We start from the raw sequence: 17,946 nt of genomic DNA, 5'->3' as shown, positions 1-17,946 counted from the left end.
GCTTTTTACTGCTCTTTCTCTAATAAATTAACATGATCCGTCGAGCCATTTCCCCCTATGACAAACTGCAGTTCATAATCGCCTACGTAATAGATCAAGTTGGTTTCTCCCGTATCCGGAATTTTTCTTTCGGCATCAGGTTCCCCTTGCTCTTGGAGCAAATCTTCCCGTGTAATCCCCCCTAGATTTGTCTGCCGCTCCACATTTGTTCCGAAGTACCTCGCTTCTTTCATCACATCATTTTCATCAAAGAGAATTTTATAAGAAGCTTGCCCCATCGATCCATGATAGTAGTCGTATCCTCCAATCCGTTCTTCAGGTTCTGAAATTTGTGCATAGACTTCACTGCGTGTACTTTCTCCAATTGTAAAGCCGGATGACAACCTGTAAACTATGCCCTGTTCTGCATCGTTGAAAATCGCATTCAGCACATCAAGGGCCATTTGTTTCTGTACGGGTGAAATCTCTTCTCCGCCTGTCTCTCCCTTGTCTTCACCAGCATCTTCTGCTCCTGTTTCCCCACTGGTGATCGGTTGTTCTGGAGAATTATTATCCTCTGCCTCTTCTGCAGGCTCTTCCGGAACGGGTTCGCCTGCATTGCCGGCCGGTTCGCCTGAACAGGCGGAAAGCCCAAGAACCAGTATCACGATTAGGCTTACAGCCCTTCCTTTCTTAATCATGCAGACCCCTCCTACTTTTTCACCTTTATAGCAGTAGTTGTTTCTGATCCAATATGGTTTCAATATGAAGTAAAGCATCCTGGCATTTTTCGCCGGGATGCTTTTTCTTTCAGACTATTTCGGATAGCGGATATACTGACGCTGGCCTTCGATGATTTTCTTATTGTCTTCAATCATTTTGCCGTAATTCAACTTTTTCATTTCTTTAAAATCTTCAACGATAATAAGATCGAGACCCTCTAAATTTTTACGCATTTTGTCGATGTTTTCGGTTATTCCTTTAACAAATATCCGTTCATCTTTGGTCAAATCGCTCCATCCATTTGTGCGTTCCAAGGAATTAATAAACGATCGAATCTCAGCGTTTTGGTCCAATAAGGTTTTTAACGTCAGATATTGATACATATTAACCATGATGGCTGTTTCTTGAGTTTTGCTGATATCTTCCTCAGTTATGCGGCCTCGAGCCAATACATCATCATAATAATTTTTATAGTCTTTCACTAACGCTTTGAATTTCTGCTGAACTTCCCATAATTGGACGAATGCTTCTCGGCCCTGCATTACTGCAGGCTCTTTTTCTGTGATTGCAATCCCTAAAGGTTTCGTATAAAAAGCAGCCTCTATATTTGTCCGTTCTGCTCCAACCGAAAGAATATTGGAACTTAAATCAGCGAAAAGAGATAATTTGGGCTGGGCAATCAAAGCTTCTTCAAGTTTTTCTTCTCCAGTGGTTAAGTATGCACTCGCTACGGGCTGATTATTTTTTGTAAAGCCTGCCATGTAATAAGGCGTGCCATTCACTTCCCAATAAATCGGATTAACAAAGACGGTTTCTGTCCATTTTTTATGCTTTTTCACTTTTTTTAGGAGCAAGTTAGTTGTTTGATCGTCCATGAATAAATCTCTCCTTTACTAATAGGTAGCTAAATCATAGCATTAACCAAACAAGCCGGTAAACGAATTCCATCCATCAGCTATCTTACTTCCTACTTTAGAAGCTGTACTTTTAATGCCTGTCCAATTATTCGCTACATATCCAGTGAGTTTGGATACTCCCCAAAGCGCCGCTCCTCCAATAACCAGGCCGGCGCCGATAGCCTGTCCCCCCGGAATTGCAGCAGCTACAACTCCAGCACTCATCAACGTAGAACCGAAACTTGCAGTGGCATCGGAAATTTCAGCTGTTTTTTTTGCCCCACTGGCATTAGAATCATGCCAAGTATCGTATGCTCCGCCTTCTCCGAAAACTTCGCCAAATGTTTCAACTGTACCGAATACTACCCCAGCTGCTGCTGTGGCAACATTTAGCTTCCCTAAAGCTCCCATTGCCGGCGCCGCTACTGCAGCACCTTGCATTGCAGTAGCCCCGGCGGCAGATGCCTGAGTTGCCGTTCTTGCACCTTGTACCGCAGCGACTACCGTTTCGCCTTTATCATAAGCATCAATTCCGAATGTGACAGTTTCCACTACAGGATTATTTACACCTAATTTCAAGCCATTGAGCAAGACACTGGATGCAAGATATTTCATTGCGCTCCCTGCCATGCCCGAACCGCCGTCAGTCATTGACTCGCCCACTAATTCCACTTGCCCAAGCAGCACATCTTTTCCGATATAGTTGAAAACTTCATAACCTGTTGGACCTTCATTTGCATCGGTAGCAGTACCATCCGTGCCGTCTCCGCTCGTGCTGTCGCCCGACGTTCCGTCTCCGCCTGTGCTGTCACCTGACGTTCCGTCTCCGCTCGTGCCATCGCCTGACGTTCCGTCTCCGCTCGTGCCATCGCCTGACGTTCCGTCTCCGCTCGTGCCGTCACCTGAAGTTCCGTCTCCGCTCGTGCCGTCACCTGAAGTTCCGTCTCCGCTCGTGCCGTCACCTGAAGTTCCGTCTCCGCTCGTGCCATCGCCTGACGTTCCGTCTCCGCTCGTGCCGTCACCTGACGTTCCGTCTCCGCTCGTGCCATCGCCTGACGTGCCATCGCCTTGCCACGTATCGCCTTGCCACGTATCACCGGTCCAGGTATTGCCTTGCCACGGCGTCCCTTCCCAAGTGTCGCCGCTCCACGTATCACCCGTCCAAGAATTGCCGCTCCACGGTTGAACAGAAGCAGCTGCAACCGAATAGAAGAAAGATTGAGCGACAGTCAATAAAATAATCGCAATCACTACACTTCGTTTCATTAAATTCTCCATAATGTTCCTCCCTTGTTTTACTCTTATAAGCCGACTTCTTTGTTCTCAATCGTGAACAAACTCATGTCTTCTCTCCATTTCGCTGTGAATGTCGTAAGAATCAAGTAAAACAATGGAAGGAAGATCGTATTCAAGAAAATATGGCAAATAGCAATTGCCAGGAAGGAACTAGTGATATCCAAAATAAGCAACTGCAGGATATAGGAACCAATGAGTTCTGTGAAACCGAAAATTCCTATCAGCAAGACAATTTTCCAGTGATGCGCTTTAAATATCCGCGCACTTTCACGAATCGATGCCCAGACTGACTGATTGTCCATAACCGCCAGAATCGGGGCAATCGCGAATATCCCGAGCAATATCACCCCTGGCAGTATGAAGAACATAAAGCCGATTGTAATCACTATTCCTGCAACGACCGAAAACAGAAAGATATGAAAAGCTTTTAATGCAAATTGGAAAAATGCCGTCCGCAGCGGATTTTCTAAACCCATTTCTTCGTTATGCCAAAAAGCCGCAAACGGCATTAAGGTGAACAAAAAAAGCGAAAATACAATATAAGCGTTATAGACGTCCGCAATCGAAAACAATGCTCCGAATGTCGGGGTAACCGCCAAAATATAATTAGCTGCAAAAAATTGGATCAAGATGACGGGCAGCTGAATAAACAGCACCAGCAGCAGGATGCGCTCATATTTATGGCCGAAAAAAGTTAACGCTGACCGGATTGGCCGTTCCATACCAAAACCTCCATCCTTTTTTATTGTTTTTGAAGTTGAGCCAAATGGTTTTTCCGCATGAAGGGCAGTGCCAGCCCCACCGCAATGGCAGTAAATGGGAACCCTCCGTCGCCGGACAGCCATTCCAAGACCGTGACCGGAACAAATACGCCGTAAAAGAAAATCATCAAAACCAAATAAGTTCGTTGCCATTTTTTCTGTTTGCTCATTGGAAACCTCTATTCCAGGGAGTATGTTCTCCCTTCCCATCCGGGGATTTTCTGTACAAATTTCACTTCGGGCCCTTTTGATGATTTAAAGAGATTTTCTTTAACATTTGCAAAAAAGCCGTTATAGCCGATTGCACCGGCTTCATGCGACGATTCAACAACCACTTGCCCGTCATCAAATACCGTCATGACCGCGCCGTCGAGTTCACCGCCATTGGCGATGATCGTATTGCGTGCACTTTCTTTCATTGATTTGATCCAATCGAATTCCAGCTCTTCGCTCAACTTTTTCTTCAGCATGCCGTTGCCTAAACCTTTGTCCAATTCTTTGGCCAGCATGCGGTCAAGTGCTTCGTTGCGTATTTCGTTGAGTGTATAACCTGCCATCTCGCCAGCAAGCTTTTCGGTCTCTTCATCAAGCAGTTCATCAAGGGTCTTTTCTTTCTTTTCTTCCCCGGGCTCCTCGCCTTCTTCAGGTTCCTCAGGATCCGCTTCTTCTTTTGCAGCTTCCTCTTCCTCAATAAATTCTTTCAAGTCTTTTTCATAGGTGAGGATAAATCCCGGAAGTTCTTCATACAAGGCAGCAGTGGCAGCCAGTGCTGCCTGTTGTGAAGTGGACAGCGCCTGCTCTTTCACTACCAACGCGCCTGCCAAATTCAAAATCAGCAGGAAAAGGATAATCATGATGCTGATCAGCCCCAAAACGAAAAGCGCCACATTTCCTTGTTCATTTGCAAGGCGGATCCGGATTCTGTTCATTTGATCACCTTGCCAGACGTATCAGCGCTATACGAAAATGAAGGTTTGCCCCCGCCGAACATGCTGGCCGGCAGAAAGACGAAATCGATGTTGACGTTGACGGCTGCTGTAAATTCGTTGGTGCCCGAAATTGGGGCGCCGGCAAAGCTGATGTAACTGCCCCCGGCGTCCACTATGTTCTGTGCCGCAGCCGTCGCTTCTCCCGCGTCCGCTGTCACTGAATAGACCTTTGCCGCCTCGCTTGCGGCGGATTCCGCAATCATCAAGCCATGGAACCCCGCGATAAACTGCCAGGCAATCATCATGACCGTGAAAATCAATGGCACAACCCCTAAAAATTCAATTGTCGCTGAACCTCGTTCATTCATCAGTTTTTTCATGGCCTCCACCTTTGCTGGCAGACTCCCGCTTTTCCGGCTTATCTTGCAGGGGGATGCATAAATAAGCCGGAAAAAGGGGAGTCCCCTTTTTATTGTTGATCTGCTTCATCCGGATACTTTTTATCGATCTCAGTGCGCATTTTTTCAAGCCCTTGCTCTTTTACCCGGTTCAGTTCAGCAACCAGTGTTTCCCTTGACTCTTTTGCAAGCTGCTCAATTTCTGCTGCTCTCGCCGTCAAAGCGTCGACTTGTTCGAAAGTAAGGTACCCTTTCTCCCGCAACAATCCAAACACGCGGATCAGTCCTAAATGCTGCTGGTCCGTACTTGCATGCCAGCGATTTTCAAATTTTGTGATGGCCAGCCAACTGGCATTGCTGGCTGCCAGCACATCCACTTCCGAATCCACTTTCCAGGCTTCCCATCGCGCCAGTACTTCCTGGGACCCTTCGAATTCCTCTGTCAATTCCGTGCCGCTCGTGACATTCGAGAAAATGCCGTTTGCAGCCGTCGCTACATCTTTTAGCTGTTGCTGTGTTTCACTGTCTACATTAAAGCCGATGACATTGATGATCGGCGATACATCGCTTTCAGAAAATGTTTTGGCTACAGCTACCGGGTCTCCGCCGCACGTTTCAATGCCGTCGCTGACAAGATACACCAGGTTTGTATTGGTTTTCGCATCAAGCCCGGCAAAACTTTCTTTTGCCGATTCCAACGCTCCGGCTACCGGCGTCCATCCTGCCGGCTCAAATGCATCCAATGCCTGATTGAATTTCGCCTGATCAAATGTTCCGCGCTTGTACACTTCATCGATCGCTTCGCACGAAGCGGCTTTTTGAGCTTCGGTACCGTCTCCTTCATGCCCATAAACCCGCAGCGAAACATTCGCTTCTGCCGGAACCTGGGTCATGAACTCACGGATGGCTTTTTTCGCCAAATCCATCCGGGTCTCCCCTTCGATAAGATTGGCCATCGAACCGCTTGAATCCAGGATGATTTCAACATTGTAATTTTCTTTAAAAGCAAAGCGCGGATCTGCTTCTGGTGTTCCGGACAATGCAAATTCCATTTGATCCAGGACACTCTGAGGGTCCTGAAAATCATAGGCAATGAGAGAATAAATATAATTGAAATACAAATCCATTTCTTCTTCAGAGGCATCTTCCGGCAATGGCGGAACTTCTCCGAATTCTTCCAGGAAAGCTTCTTCGACTTGCTTCCGTTCTTCTGAGCTGACGACATAGATATCATTGATTTTTCCTGAACGCTGATCGATCAAATCTTTTTCGTCTGTCGGTAGAGGCAGCATTTCCTTTTCTGCAAGAATCGCTGCCAAGCCTTCTCCATTTTCTATCGCTGCTTCTTCAGGAGCCTCTTGTGCTTTTGGCTCTTGTTGTTCTGTGGCTTCCGCTTGAGGCTTTTCTGGCTGCGCTTGTTCCTGGCAGCCTGCCAGAAACACAGCAAGCAAGCCCACCAGCAAGTATCTTGTTTGCTTCATCGGATGCTCCTTTCTAAACTGGCAATAACCAAACAGGAGGGATTAAGCCCCTCCTCCGATTTTACTGATGAATCCTTCAAATTTTGAAACGAGTGTATCGCCAAAACCTCCACCGGCGAACGCTTGGGAAACAACCCCCACGACAATGACGATGACTGCTGCAATGCCGATCCATTCCAATGTTTGAGATCCTCTTTCATTTGCCACTTTCGCTTGTACCGATGATGCCAATTGCAGGCTAAGTTCGTTTAATTTTTTTTGCATGTCAATTCCTCCTAAGTTTTTAATCCAAAATGTTGAATATGCTGTTTTCTCCGTAAATCATGTTCAAAAGCATCAGCCCCGCGATCATCATGATCGAAACCGGTGCGACGACAAATGTCGTGACGAGCGTTACTTTCGGCGATGCTTTTGCTGCCAGCTCTTTGACGCGTTCCTGCCTTAGCAAGCGCATGTCTTCTGCCTGAATCTTGAAGGTTGTTGCAATCGGCACACCCAGCTTCATGCCTTGCAACAGGGATTTGATCAGTTGCTGGAATTCTTCATTGTCGTTGCGTTCCAGCAAGTTTCGATAAGCCGTTTCACGCTGCACTCCCAAGTCTATTTCTTGCATGAAGCGCATAAATTCTTCCTGGAGCGGACCGTCGAAAAAGCGAATCACCTCCCTTAATGCCTGATCCATGCTGACCCCTGCCTGAATACTGGTGCTGATCGTATCCAGGAAATCCGGAAGGTCCCGGCTCAGTTTCTCCTGCCTCATTTTGGCTTGGCGCCTGACGATGTAGATCGGGGTGAAATAGCCGATCAGCGGCAGGAACACCAGGCCGTATTTGGAAAGCGGGAAGCCGATGACGAAAGCCAGCAGCGCCGCGAAAAAACCGATGATAAACAAAAGAATTTTCAGCCCTTGGAAGCGGGCCAATGTGAGGTTGTAGGGATTTCCTGACTTTTTCAGCCAATCCGCAACTTCAATGTTTTCGCTGAAAAAGTTAATACGCTGCCCAAGCTCTGCAAATTCATCTGCATGGCCTGTCATGCGTTGAAACAGATTCGCTTTCTGCTTCCGTTTTTTCTTCTTTTTATCAAATGCATCAATGCTGGTCAGTTCTGAGACGTGGGCCAGCACGCCGCGTTTTTCTTGCACATAGACCGACCAGTTTCGGATGCCCAGCACCACCATGAACCAGAACACAATTACCGTAAAAATTATGAGAGCATCCAAGCTAATCACCTACACTTTTATATTTGTAATCTGGCGTATGAGGAAAAACGATAGAATAATGCCAAGGCCGAATGCAATCATCAAGACAATGCCGATGGGCGTGGTCAGAGGATCTGTAAAGCCTTCTATTATGTTGTTCATGAACAATAAGATGAAAATCGGCATTGCGGGAACGATCAATGAAATATAGCGCTGTTCCGACGTCATCGTCTGAATGGTCTGGTGCAATAATTTGCGGTCTTCCAAGGTATGCGACATCGTTTCCAATGTCGTCGCCAAGTTCCCGCCCGTTCTTTTTTGTATCAATAGAGTGGCGATAAACAACTGGAAGTCCCTCGACTCATTTCTTTTCTGCACGGATCGCAGCGCTGTTTCAAATGGTACGCCAAGTTTTAATTCATTGGAGAGGCGTTTGAATTCGTCTTTTGCCGGTTCATTGACTTCCCTGGCCACCAGGTCAATTCCTTGCGTAATCGTCATGCCTGATCTTGCGGCGTTTGCCAGTAACCGGCACACTTCGCTCAATTGGCTATTCAATCGCTCTTCATACTTGTTCTTGCGGATATAAAACAATAAAAAGTGGCTTCCCACCAGAATGCCTGCTGTCAGAATGATGCTCGGCAGTGCAGCCATACTAAAAATCATGTTGAACACGACATAAAACATTAAAATGCCGAGTGCGTGCATTCCGATATACTCAGAAGCAAGCAAATTGACATTTGCGCTCTTCAATTTTCTAGCCAGCCCTTGAGACATTTCTGACTCATCAAAGCGATCGCCCCAAACGCTGATTGCACTTTTTCTTTTTTCTTCGGGATACCATGTTTTCAGCTTTTTCTTCCATTCCTGCTTTTTCCGGCGATAATCGAGAAATAGATAGCAGCCAAACAGCAATGCCAAAACTGCTGCCCCATATAAGATGCCAATGCTTAAGTCCATTGCGCCACCTCTTCCCGCTTGTTGAAGATGGCTTCATCAAGCTCGATGCCGAACATCCTCAAATGCTCCATGCATTGCGGAACATAGCCTGTCGGGGTGAAATAGCCTTGCACTTCTCCATTTTTCCCGGTACCGGTACGTTTGAAGATAAAGACGTCACGAATTTTCACGCCTTTTTCTTCATCTACATAAACCTCTGAAATGTTGACGATTTTCCGCTGCCCATCGCCCAAACGATCCGCCTGGACAATAAAATCCAATGCACCGACGATATATTCGCGGATGATCTCACTCGGCAAATCCATTCCTGCCATAATGACCATCCCTTCGACGCGGCTGATGGCATCAGCCGGCGAATTCGAGTGGACAGTTGTCAGCGAACCTTCATGCCCCGTATTCATCGCCTGCAGCATGTCGAAGGCTTCCGCCCCGCGTACCTCCCCGACAATAATGCGGTCCGGGCGCATCCGGAGCGAGTTCCGGACCAATTGGCGAATGCTGATTTCTCCTTGGCCTTCAACATTGGCCGGACGTGCTTCCATGCCGACAACACTTCCTCGGTTCAGCCGGAGTTCAGCCGAATCTTCAATCGTAATGACCCGTTCACTTACTGGAATGGCCTTGGCCACTGCATTCAATAAGGTCGTTTTACCGCTGCCTGTTCCTCCGGATATCAGGATATTCAATTTCGCTTTCACCAATGCCTGGATGAAAATGGCCATCGATTCATCTAATGAAGACAGATGCAGAAGATCAGCCATTTCAAAAGGTTCTTTGCGGAATTTCCGGATTGATAACAAGGTTCCATTCAAGCTGATCGGCGGTATCACCGCATTGACACGGCTGCCATCCGGAAGCCGGGCATCGACCATTGGCGAACTTTCATCGATGCGCCTGCCAAGCGGCGCTATCACCCGGTCAACAATATGCCGGACATGTTCTTCGTTTTTAAACTTTATGTGTGAAACTTCTAGCCTGCCGTTGCGTTCAACGTGGATTTCCTGCGGTCCATTCACCAGGATCTCCGTAACGGTCGGATCTTTTAATAATTGTTCGATCGGACCGAATCCCACCGTTTCATCAATCAGCCGGGTCAGCAGCATTTCCCGATCCGTTTTCGAAATGACCACTTTTTCTTCAAGCATGAATTGGCTGATCAGCCTTTCAATCGCCAATCGCCGTTCCGTTTCCTCGGCGGCAATCAGCGGCTCGAGGTTCGTTTCTGCCAAAAGACGGGCTTTGTAATGTTCCAGCAATTCTTCCAAAAAAGGGCTAAGGACTTGTGAAGTCTGCGTTGAAACAAGTTCGCTGACCGCTGCAGCTGTTTCGGTTCTTTTTCTCTGAAAGAGCGACATCCCTATCCTACCTTTCTAAAAACGGTTATTTTAGCATTGATACCACCCATTTCCGCATATCCTTTGCGGCGGGAGTCAACTTTTTCTCTTTTGGCATCTTACGCAGGGTTTCGCCTTTATTGATCGCCGTTTGAACACCTTTAATGTCGCGCCTGATTTCCGCCGCAACCGGGTATTCGATAAAACGTTCGAAGTCTTTTCTCGACAACTCATTTTCGCGTCCAACTTCGTTCAGCACGACTTCGAGCCGGTCAGTGGTCGGAATCCCAAGTTTCTGGAATAATTCTTCCGTATGTTTAAACACCCGGATAGAAGGCGTGTCCATCAATGTAGTGTAATAAATGCGGTCGGCTTCCACTAATGCCGTATACGTCCGTTCATCCATGTTCACTGGCAAGTCCACCACAATGAAGTCATAGGCCCGTCGGCAGACACGAAGCAAGCGAGTGATAAAATCTTCGGTAATGTATTCAGCCAGTTCTGCATCACATGGGCTAATCAGCAATTCCATTTTCGATAGCGGCTCTTTTTCAGCTACGTTGCGCAAATGCTGTTCAGTCATCTCTTTAATGACCGGCTCCAAATCCAAAATCGTGCGTGTGGTTTCTACGCCTAGATAAGATTCTCCACCGCCGTACTGAAGGTTAAGGTCGATGTACAGCACTTGTGCAGTCGATTCGAATTTTAAGGTCTGTGCAAACGCCGTGCTCAACAAAGTTTTTCCGCTGCCGCCCTTGCCGCTGTAAAAAGCGAAAACCTGGCCGCTTCCCCGCTTGAAACTTAACTGCTTCTCTTTTTCGGGAGCCGTTTGAAGGCGCGCAAGCATGATTGAAATTTGATTGGCCAAGCCATTTAAATCTTCCGGAATGACGAAATAATCGATCGCCCCTGCCCTGACTAAATCACGAAATAATTGGAAATCATGGCTTTCATGGGCAAAAACCACCGGCACATCGTCAAGTTCCTGCTGCAGGTACGCCAGCGTTTCCAAATCCGTTCCGGGATTGTGGAGCAGGAGCACCAAAGCGGGGTTCGTATTTTTCAATTCTGAACGCAAGTGAATCGGTTCAAGGCCGATGAAGTCGAATTCCTGGCCAAATTGCTGAGTCAGCAGGGTATATAGTTCATTTTTTTGTCCGACGATCAATAATTGTGATTGCTTCATGCCGTGGCCCCCTTAGTTATTCGAAGACGTTTTGGCAGCGTCATCCTGAGTTTTCTTTTCAGCAGGCTTTTTCTCTTCAGCTTTTTTTTCTTCAGCTTTGGCCTTACTTTCTGCTTCAGCTTTTGCTTTAGCCTCTGCCTCTGCCTTAGCCTTAGCTTTCGCTTCTGCTTCAGCTTTTTCTTTTGCTGCGGCAGCCGCTTCCACTTCTTCAGCTTCTTCTGACCCCGCTGTACCGACATTCGCCTTAATGATGCGTACACTGTCTGCGTAATTTTGCATATGTATCAATTTGGGTGCTTGCTCTAGTGAAACTTCGAGCTGGACCACAGCAAACTTTTTGCTGTCATTCGCTACTCTTGCCACTTTTACATCCTGCATGAAGATTTCAGTTTTATTGTCTTCTTTTTCACGCAGTGACACGATAATGTCTACGCGGTCCAAAGCTTCCAGTTCTTCATCAAAAAAGACACGCTCAGATGACATCAATGTGATCAAGCGATTATTTTCTTCCATAACCGCAGATGCCTGTTTCAACATATTTTTTGTAATCAAATCTCCGGAAGACAATGGAATGACCGACACCTTATTTTGCAAATCGTCTGTATTGGTGATATGTTCGTCGGTAACGAATTTCTTAGGGATTTTTTCTACAGTAATGTCCTTCGGGGTAATGACACTGCGTGAAGCAATATCTTGGCCAGCCGCATAAACATTGACCATCGTCCCCAAATCCGTATTCAATTCCTTCACTTTTTGCAAAGTTAGAAATCCTGCTGTTCCTGCAAGAATTGCTGCAAGAAAAAAGAAGATAATGGCTTTTCTCTTAGACTCGATCATGTTGGCACTCTCCTGGATTTTCATCGTCATTTTTTCAACTTGTTAATTCAAAAGTATCTTTGCAGTTATTCCTTTTTTCTTCAAAGTAAACGCAGCTTACTGATATCTCGGGTTTCTTCTACTATGTATGAATAACACCACTTCAAATCTTTGTCAAAAAAACCCAATTTTATAAATCAATAAAATTACTACCAAAGACCCCATGCCAAAAGGCTTAATAGCTCCCAAATCTGATTTTGACGATTTTATCCCTCGTGAAACTAGGTCATTCCTCCCCGCTTATTTTATTATTCAGCAAGTACCCGTTTTATTTAACTGTAAACATATTCCTTATTAATCATTTTCACCTATTTTTGATAAATATTATCTCGGTTTAAAGATGCATGGAACAAGGATATTTTTCCATCATTTACTTTGAGTTTAAGGCAAATAAAAAAGCTTATGCTATTGCATAAGCTGGGGAATTGGCAAGCTATTCAATTTTTTTGAAATGTGATGGTCCCATTTTTCAAATTCGACCAGAAAACCATCGTGCCCGAATTGGGTATCGACGATTCCCCACGAAGCATTTGGCTGGCACTTTAGCCATGGCACCATCCCTTCGCTCGGATAAAGCAAATCGTGGGTATAGGAAAGAGAGAAAACCTCAACTTCCAGCCGAGCTTCTGAAACATCGTGTGTATTCATTGCTTGCAGCAAAGCTACATAGCTATTGGCATCGAAGCGCTTTGCCAGCTTCTGGCCTTGATAGGCCAAATACGACTCCACTTCAAAAATTTCGCCGCGGGTTGAACGCCTGAAGCGCTCGTTGAACATTCCGCCGCTCCGATATGTCACCATCCCTGCCATGCGAGCCACTTCAAAGCCTTTCAGCTCCGCGGCGTCCCCATAGTCTCCCCCATTGAACTTCGGATCGTTGATGATTGACTGAATGCCGATAAAATTGAATGCTACACCGAAGTCACTGTAAGCCGGCGTGACAGCAAGGGGGAAAATCGCTTTGGTGAATTCCGGATAACTGCGTCCCCACTCCAAAGTTTTCATGCCGCCAAGCGATCCGCCAATGACCGCTGCAAGGCCGGTTATGCCCAACTCCTTTAAAGCCGCGTATTCTGCATTCACCATATCACGGATTGTGATGGCCGGAAATGCAGCACGGTAAGGGGTTCCAGTGTGCGGATTGATGGACAAAGGTCCAGTAGATCCGCTGCATCCGCCCAGCACATTGAACGTGATGACCTGGAACTTATTTGTATCTACGGCTTTTCCTGGCCCTGCCAAGCCTGCCCACCAGCCAGGATTTTCTGCAGTGCCGACAGCAAACTGATCGCCTGTCAAAGCATGGCATACAAGGACCACTGGGGCACCATTTTTTCCGCAGCGTTCATAGGCAAGTTCGACATTTTCAAGGATTTCTCCTGACTCCAGGACCAAAGATCCGATCGATACGCTAGCCATTCTGCATTCCTCCTATACGTTTTCCAGAACTGAAGCTTGTATCGCCTGTTCCAGGTCCGCAATCAAATCTTCCGGATTCTCAAGCCCGACCGACAGGCGGATCAACTCTTCTGTTACGCCCGATGATTCAAGTTCCTCTTTAGACAATTGCTGGTGCGTCGTCGATGCCGGATGGATGATCAACGATTTCGCATCGCCGACATTGGCGACATGCGACCACAATCCAACGCTGTCGATCACTTTCCGGCCGGCTTCACGCCCGCCTTTAACGCCGAAATTGACGATGGATCCGTAGCCGTCTTTCAAGTATTTTTTGGCCAGTCCATGTGATGGATGATTTTCAAAGCCGATAAAATTAACCCATTCGACCTGCGGATGATCTCTTAAATATTCCGCGATAGCTTGGGCATTGCTGTTATGGCGGGGAATCCGCAAATGCAGCGTCTCCAGCCCCTGTAAAAATGCATGAGCACTTTCTGCACTTAAAGAAGGGCCGAAATCACGCAGCAGCTGGACGCGCAATTTAGTTGCAAAGGATGCGCCTTCTGCATCGATTCCGTAGCGGATGCCGTGGTAGCTTTCGTCTGGCTCCGTGTAGCTTGGGAATTTCGGATTGTTCCAATTGAATTTCCCGCCATCGACGACCACACCGCCGATTGTCGTGCCATGGCCGCCAATCCATTTTGTCGCCGAGTGGATGACCACATCAGCTCCGAATTCAATCGGGTTGCTGCCGTAAGGCGATGCAAATGTATTGTCGATCAATAATGGAATGCCGTTTTCATGAGCGATAGACGCCACCTTTTCCACGTCGAAGACATTCAGGCTCGGATTGCCGATAATTTCGCCAAATAACGCTTTCGTCTTATCGGTAATTGCGCTGCGGAAATTTTCCGGATCTTTGCCGTCGACAAACTTGACTGTAATGCCGTACCTTGGCAATGTATTTGCGAAAAGGCTGTAAGTGCCGCCGTACAAATTGCTGTCCGCGACGATCTCATCGCCCGCTTCCGCTACATTCAAGATTGAAAAAGCGATGGCTGCCATGCCGGATGCCAATGCCACAGCTGCAGTGCCGCCTTCAAGCAGCGCCACACGCTGTTCGAATACGTCGACTGTCGGGTTCATGATGCGTGAGTAGATATTGCCAGCTTCTTTTAAGCCGAATAAATTCTGCGCATGCTCTGTATCTTTAAACACATAGGAAGTTGTTTTGTAAATCGGCACTCCTCTTGATCCTGTTACGGGATCGGGCTGCTGGCCGCCGTGCAATAAAAGAGTTTCAGGTTTAAAATTCGTCATTTCTATTCCTCCTAATTTTTTATAGATAGAAACCAAGGTTGAGGAGGGAACAGAAAAAGCCCTCTTCGGTTAAGAAGAGGGCCGTCATATACGGGTATACCTCCTCTCATCTGCCAGATCCCGTCGTGCCGGATCTGTAGGATTTAGCACCTTTCCAAGCTGCGCTTGTTGGTTGCTGGGCATCACAGGGCCTATTCCCTCCGCCTCTCTTGATAAGAGTATTCAGATTTAGTTTTTCATCTTGTTGTGAAGTATAAAAAGAATGGAAAGCAATGTCAAGCATAAAATTCGAATAATTTTGAAACTTCGAAGCGCCTATTGCGTTAAAATTAAAGGAAGGAGGAGAAGGCAGATGTTATTTTGGACGATTTCAGCACTCATATCAGGTTATATCATCGGTTCTTTGCACGGCTCCCTTATCTCCCAGCTGTTGACGGGCGTCAACATCAAAAAAGAAGGCGTCAAAAATTCCGGGGCATCGAATGCCGCGATCGTGCTTGGTTGGAAATACGGCGCACTCGTTGCCGTTCTCGATATTGCCAAAGGCATTCTTGCGGTTGCAGGATTCCGGCTGCTGCTGGACGCCTCCGCGCTGCCGGATGGTACGGTCTGGACTTTATTGTTCACTATTGGCGCGGGCGTCGTGTGCGGCCACAACTTTCCCATCTACATGAAATTCAACGGCGGCAAAGGAACTGCGCCGCTCATCGGTGTAATGCTGGCGCTCGATTGGAGATTCGGAATTGCCGGCTTGCTTCTATTGGTCATCGTTTCACTTGCCACCGATTACCTTGTGGCTGGTGTACTCGTTCTTTACGTCACGCTGCTCGCCGTGGCGGTGTTTCCGGCTGACGGATTCTGGCCTGTAGCCATCGCCATTCTGCTGTTTGCGATGTCGATTTGGAAGCATACAGAGAATATTGCACGCGTTAAAGATGGCACGGAAAAAAGGGTTTCTGCCGTACTGCGTAAAAAAACGGCTGGCTCTGCTTAAGCAGGTGCCGGCAGAATCGCGCCAAAACTTTTTTCGGGAATTTAGTTGACTTTTACAACAGCCCCCTTTAAAGTAAGCATTACAAATCGAATACGTACATCACTTTCTTATCCAGAGAAACCGAGGGACAGGCCCTATGACGTTTCGGCAGCGGATTCGCTTCATGCGAAAACTGTGCTAATTCCTGCAAATGCATCCGTGCATTTGGAAGATGAGAACGAGATGGTTTCATGCCGAAGCCCTCTTTTTTTCTGTTGGATTAAGAAAAAAAGAGGGCTTTTTATCGTTCACTTTTGGAAAGATTGATCCGTACCGAAAAGGTTTGCATAGAATCACCAGCTTGAGGAGGCGCTTTACATGATTCAATTCGAGGAGGTCACCAAAACCTACCAATCCGGAAAACAGGAAATCCACGCTTTGAACGGCATCGATTTGACTGTCGAGACCGGAGAAATATATGGTGTCATCGGTTTCAGCGGCGCCGGAAAAAGTTCACTGATCCGCACCGTCAATTTATTGGAACGGCCGACTACCGGACGCGTGCTGATCCACGGCAAAGACATTCTGGCCTTGTCAGGCAGTGAAATCCGGAAAACGCGAAAAGACATCGGCATGATTTTCCAGCACTTCAATCTGCTGAATTCGAAAACGGTTTACCACAACGTCGCCATGCCGCTGCTGCTGGCAAATACGCCGAAGAACAAGATCAAGGAGCAAGTGAAAAACTTGCTTGAGTTTGTCGGCTTGGCTGACCAAGCAGAAAAATACCCGGATCAATTATCGGGCGGCCAAAAACAGCGCATCGGCATCGCCCGGGCGCTGGCCACCAATCCTTCCGTACTGCTATGCGATGAAGCGACTTCCGCTCTTGATCCGCAGACGACCCAGTCGATTCTGGAATTGCTGCGCCGCATCAACCGGGAATACAACATCACGATCCTGCTCATCACGCATGAAATGGGCGTTATCCGTGAAATCTGCGACAAAGTCGCGGTGCTGGAAGCCGGAAAAGTCATCGAAAAAGGAACCGTGTTCGATGTCTTCACCAATCCGCAGCAGCCGACCACCCAGCGTTTCGTCCGCTCCGTCATGAACGATGAGCTGCCGCCGTCGCTGCTGGAGCAATTGCAGGATCCATCGCGCAGCCATTCCATTTACCGCATCCAATTCACTGGCTCATCGGTCGGGCAGCCGCTGATGTCCCGCATTTCACGTGATTTCAATTTGGACTTGAATGTTTTATTCGGCAACATTACTGAACTGCAAGGCGAACCGTACGGCAACCTGATTGTCGAATTCACCGGTCCAGCTGCCGAGATACAAAACGCGCTAACGGCAATCCGCAGCGACACCGTAAAGGTCGAGGAGGTGCAGCATTATGCTAGTTGATAACGAACAAATCTTGGAAGCGCTGTGGGAAACCGTTTATATGACCAGTGCGTCATTCTTCTTCTCCCTGTTGATCGGCTTCCCGCTCGGCATCTTGCTGGTCGTCACCCGCAAAGGCCATTTGCTCGCCAATGAACCCGTATCCAAAGTATTGAACATCGTCATCAATATTTTCCGTTCCGTGCCATTCATCATCTTGATGGTCGCCATCATCCCGCTGACGCGGCTGATTGTCGGCACATCGATCGGTACAGCAGCAGCAATTGTCCCGCTGGTCTTCTACGCCGGCCCGTACATCGCCCGCTTGATCGAAAACTCGCTGCTTGAAGTCGATAAAGGCGTCATTGAAGCGGCGCAAGCGATGGGCGCCTCACCGGCCCAAATCATCTTCCGCTTTTTGATCCCGGAAGCATTGAGCTCACTCGTGCTCGCCCTGACAATCGCCATTGTCGGCTTGATCGGCGCATCTGCCATGGCAGGCGCGATCGGAGGCGGCGGACTCGGCGACCTCGCCATCACTTACGGCTACCAGCGTTTCGACACGATGGTCATGGTCATCACCGTAGCGATTCTCGTCGTCCTGGTGCAAGGCGTCCAATCCGCCGGCAACTTATTGTCTAAACAAGTTCGAAGAAGATAAATATGAAATACAATTTGAAACAAAGAAACTAACTTTAACAAACCGCTGCGGTCGCTCTGGGCATGGCTCTCGCCATGAGCCGAGAAGAACACTCGTCTCATAGCTTCGCCTAGCCCTTTGCCGCGCCTCCGCTCAAATATCTCTAGATATGGAGCAAAACAGCGGAGAAAACCTTACTGCTC

Annotated in this window: 19 protein-coding genes and 2 riboswitches; of the genes, 3 read left to right on the top strand and 16 right to left on the bottom strand. The window is 47.5% G+C overall.

Annotation, left to right across the window (positions count from 1 at the left end; translation table 11 throughout):
* Nucleotides 1–5: 5 nt before the first annotated feature.
* From QMA09_RS01050 to QMA09_RS00975, 16 genes are all read right to left on the bottom strand, one after another.
* Complete coding sequence (locus QMA09_RS01050) at nt 6–680, bottom strand: DUF4309 domain-containing protein (RefSeq protein WP_290211696.1); 675 nt, start codon at nt 678–680, stop codon at nt 6–8.
* Between the two features lie 114 nt (nt 681–794).
* Nucleotides 795–1,577 (bottom strand): hypothetical protein, encoded by a 783-nt coding sequence (locus QMA09_RS01045; protein ID WP_290211695.1) that lies wholly within the window; start codon nt 1,575–1,577, stop codon nt 795–797.
* Between the two features lie 42 nt (nt 1,578–1,619).
* The gene (locus QMA09_RS01040) at nt 1,620–2,876 is read right to left on the bottom strand and encodes a hypothetical protein (RefSeq protein WP_290211694.1); all 1,257 of its coding nucleotides are present in this window, start codon (nt 2,874–2,876) and stop codon (nt 1,620–1,622) included.
* Between the two features lie 23 nt (nt 2,877–2,899).
* Nucleotides 2,900–3,616 carry a YciC family protein gene (locus QMA09_RS01035; protein WP_290211693.1) on the bottom strand — a complete coding sequence of 239 codons (717 nt, stop codon included), beginning with the start codon at nt 3,614–3,616 and terminating at the stop codon, nt 2,900–2,902.
* A 20-nt stretch (nt 3,617–3,636) separates the two neighbouring features.
* Nucleotides 3,637–3,825: a hypothetical protein gene (locus QMA09_RS01030; RefSeq protein ID WP_290211692.1), complete on the bottom strand. Its 189-nt coding sequence runs from the start codon at nt 3,823–3,825 to the stop codon at nt 3,637–3,639.
* Between the two features lie 9 nt (nt 3,826–3,834).
* Nucleotides 3,835–4,584 (bottom strand): pilus assembly protein TadG-related protein, encoded by a 750-nt coding sequence (locus tag QMA09_RS01025; RefSeq protein ID WP_135505684.1) that lies wholly within the window; start codon nt 4,582–4,584, stop codon nt 3,835–3,837.
* Nucleotides 4,581–4,964 carry a TadE/TadG family type IV pilus assembly protein gene (locus QMA09_RS01020; RefSeq protein ID WP_158290634.1) on the bottom strand — a complete coding sequence of 128 codons (384 nt, stop codon included), beginning with the start codon at nt 4,962–4,964 and terminating at the stop codon, nt 4,581–4,583. Before QMA09_RS01020 ends, QMA09_RS01025 begins: the two co-directional genes overlap by 4 nt.
* 89 nt (nt 4,965–5,053) lie before the next feature.
* Nucleotides 5,054–6,463 carry a VWA domain-containing protein gene (locus tag QMA09_RS01015; RefSeq protein ID WP_290211691.1) on the bottom strand — a complete coding sequence of 470 codons (1,410 nt, stop codon included), beginning with the start codon at nt 6,461–6,463 and terminating at the stop codon, nt 5,054–5,056.
* Nucleotides 6,464–6,505: 42 nt separating this feature from the next.
* The gene (locus QMA09_RS01010; RefSeq protein WP_135505678.1) at nt 6,506–6,727 is read right to left on the bottom strand and encodes a hypothetical protein; all 222 of its coding nucleotides are present in this window, start codon (nt 6,725–6,727) and stop codon (nt 6,506–6,508) included.
* 19 nt (nt 6,728–6,746) lie between these two features.
* Complete coding sequence (locus QMA09_RS01005; RefSeq protein WP_290211690.1) at nt 6,747–7,685, bottom strand: type II secretion system F family protein; 939 nt, start codon at nt 7,683–7,685, stop codon at nt 6,747–6,749.
* Between the two features lie 9 nt (nt 7,686–7,694).
* Nucleotides 7,695–8,624: a type II secretion system F family protein gene (locus tag QMA09_RS01000; RefSeq protein ID WP_135505674.1), complete on the bottom strand. Its 930-nt coding sequence runs from the start codon at nt 8,622–8,624 to the stop codon at nt 7,695–7,697.
* Nucleotides 8,615–9,979 carry a TadA family conjugal transfer-associated ATPase gene (locus QMA09_RS00995; protein ID WP_135505655.1) on the bottom strand — a complete coding sequence of 455 codons (1,365 nt, stop codon included), beginning with the start codon at nt 9,977–9,979 and terminating at the stop codon, nt 8,615–8,617. The genes QMA09_RS01000 and QMA09_RS00995 overlap by 10 nt, the downstream gene beginning before the upstream one ends.
* Nucleotides 9,980–10,004: 25 nt before the next feature.
* Nucleotides 10,005–11,144 (bottom strand): CpaE/TadZ family protein, encoded by a 1,140-nt coding sequence (locus tag QMA09_RS00990; RefSeq protein ID WP_290211689.1) that lies wholly within the window; start codon nt 11,142–11,144, stop codon nt 10,005–10,007.
* Between the two features lie 12 nt (nt 11,145–11,156).
* Nucleotides 11,157–11,981: a Flp pilus assembly protein CpaB gene (cpaB, locus tag QMA09_RS00985; RefSeq protein ID WP_290211688.1), complete on the bottom strand. Its 825-nt coding sequence runs from the start codon at nt 11,979–11,981 to the stop codon at nt 11,157–11,159.
* A gap of 444 nt (nt 11,982–12,425) precedes the next feature.
* On the bottom strand, nt 12,426–13,439 hold the full coding sequence (gene metX, locus QMA09_RS00980; protein WP_290211687.1) for a homoserine O-acetyltransferase MetX: 1,014 nt from the start codon (nt 13,437–13,439) through the stop codon (nt 12,426–12,428).
* Between the two features lie 12 nt (nt 13,440–13,451).
* Nucleotides 13,452–14,741: an O-acetylhomoserine aminocarboxypropyltransferase/cysteine synthase family protein gene (locus tag QMA09_RS00975; RefSeq protein WP_290211686.1), complete on the bottom strand. Its 1,290-nt coding sequence runs from the start codon at nt 14,739–14,741 to the stop codon at nt 13,452–13,454.
* Nucleotides 14,742–14,844: 103 nt separating this feature from the next.
* A riboswitch (SAM riboswitch) is annotated at nt 14,845–14,960 on the bottom strand.
* Between the two features lie 133 nt (nt 14,961–15,093).
* Between QMA09_RS00975 and QMA09_RS00970 the strand changes: the two genes are divergently transcribed.
* From QMA09_RS00970 to QMA09_RS00960, 3 genes are all read left to right on the top strand, one after another.
* Nucleotides 15,094–15,735, top strand: coding sequence for a glycerol-3-phosphate acyltransferase (locus tag QMA09_RS00970; RefSeq protein WP_183736438.1), 642 nt, complete (start codon nt 15,094–15,096; stop codon nt 15,733–15,735).
* A 104-nt stretch (nt 15,736–15,839) separates the two neighbouring features.
* A riboswitch (SAM riboswitch) is annotated at nt 15,840–15,953 on the top strand.
* Nucleotides 15,954–16,092: 139 nt separating this feature from the next.
* On the top strand, nt 16,093–17,124 hold the full coding sequence (locus QMA09_RS00965) for a methionine ABC transporter ATP-binding protein (protein WP_183736439.1): 1,032 nt from the start codon (nt 16,093–16,095) through the stop codon (nt 17,122–17,124).
* Nucleotides 17,114–17,764, top strand: coding sequence for a methionine ABC transporter permease (locus tag QMA09_RS00960; RefSeq protein WP_290211685.1), 651 nt, complete (start codon nt 17,114–17,116; stop codon nt 17,762–17,764). Before QMA09_RS00965 ends, QMA09_RS00960 begins: the two co-directional genes overlap by 11 nt.
* Nucleotides 17,765–17,946: the final 182 nt, after the last annotated feature.

The sequence above is a fragment of the Planococcus sp. APC 3906 genome, assembly GCF_030407685.1.
In the GTDB taxonomy this organism is placed as follows: domain Bacteria; phylum Bacillota; class Bacilli; order Bacillales_A; family Planococcaceae; genus Planococcus; species Planococcus koreensis.
Note: the sequence above shows the minus strand (reverse complement) of the source record. Positions and strands in the feature narration are given on the sequence as shown.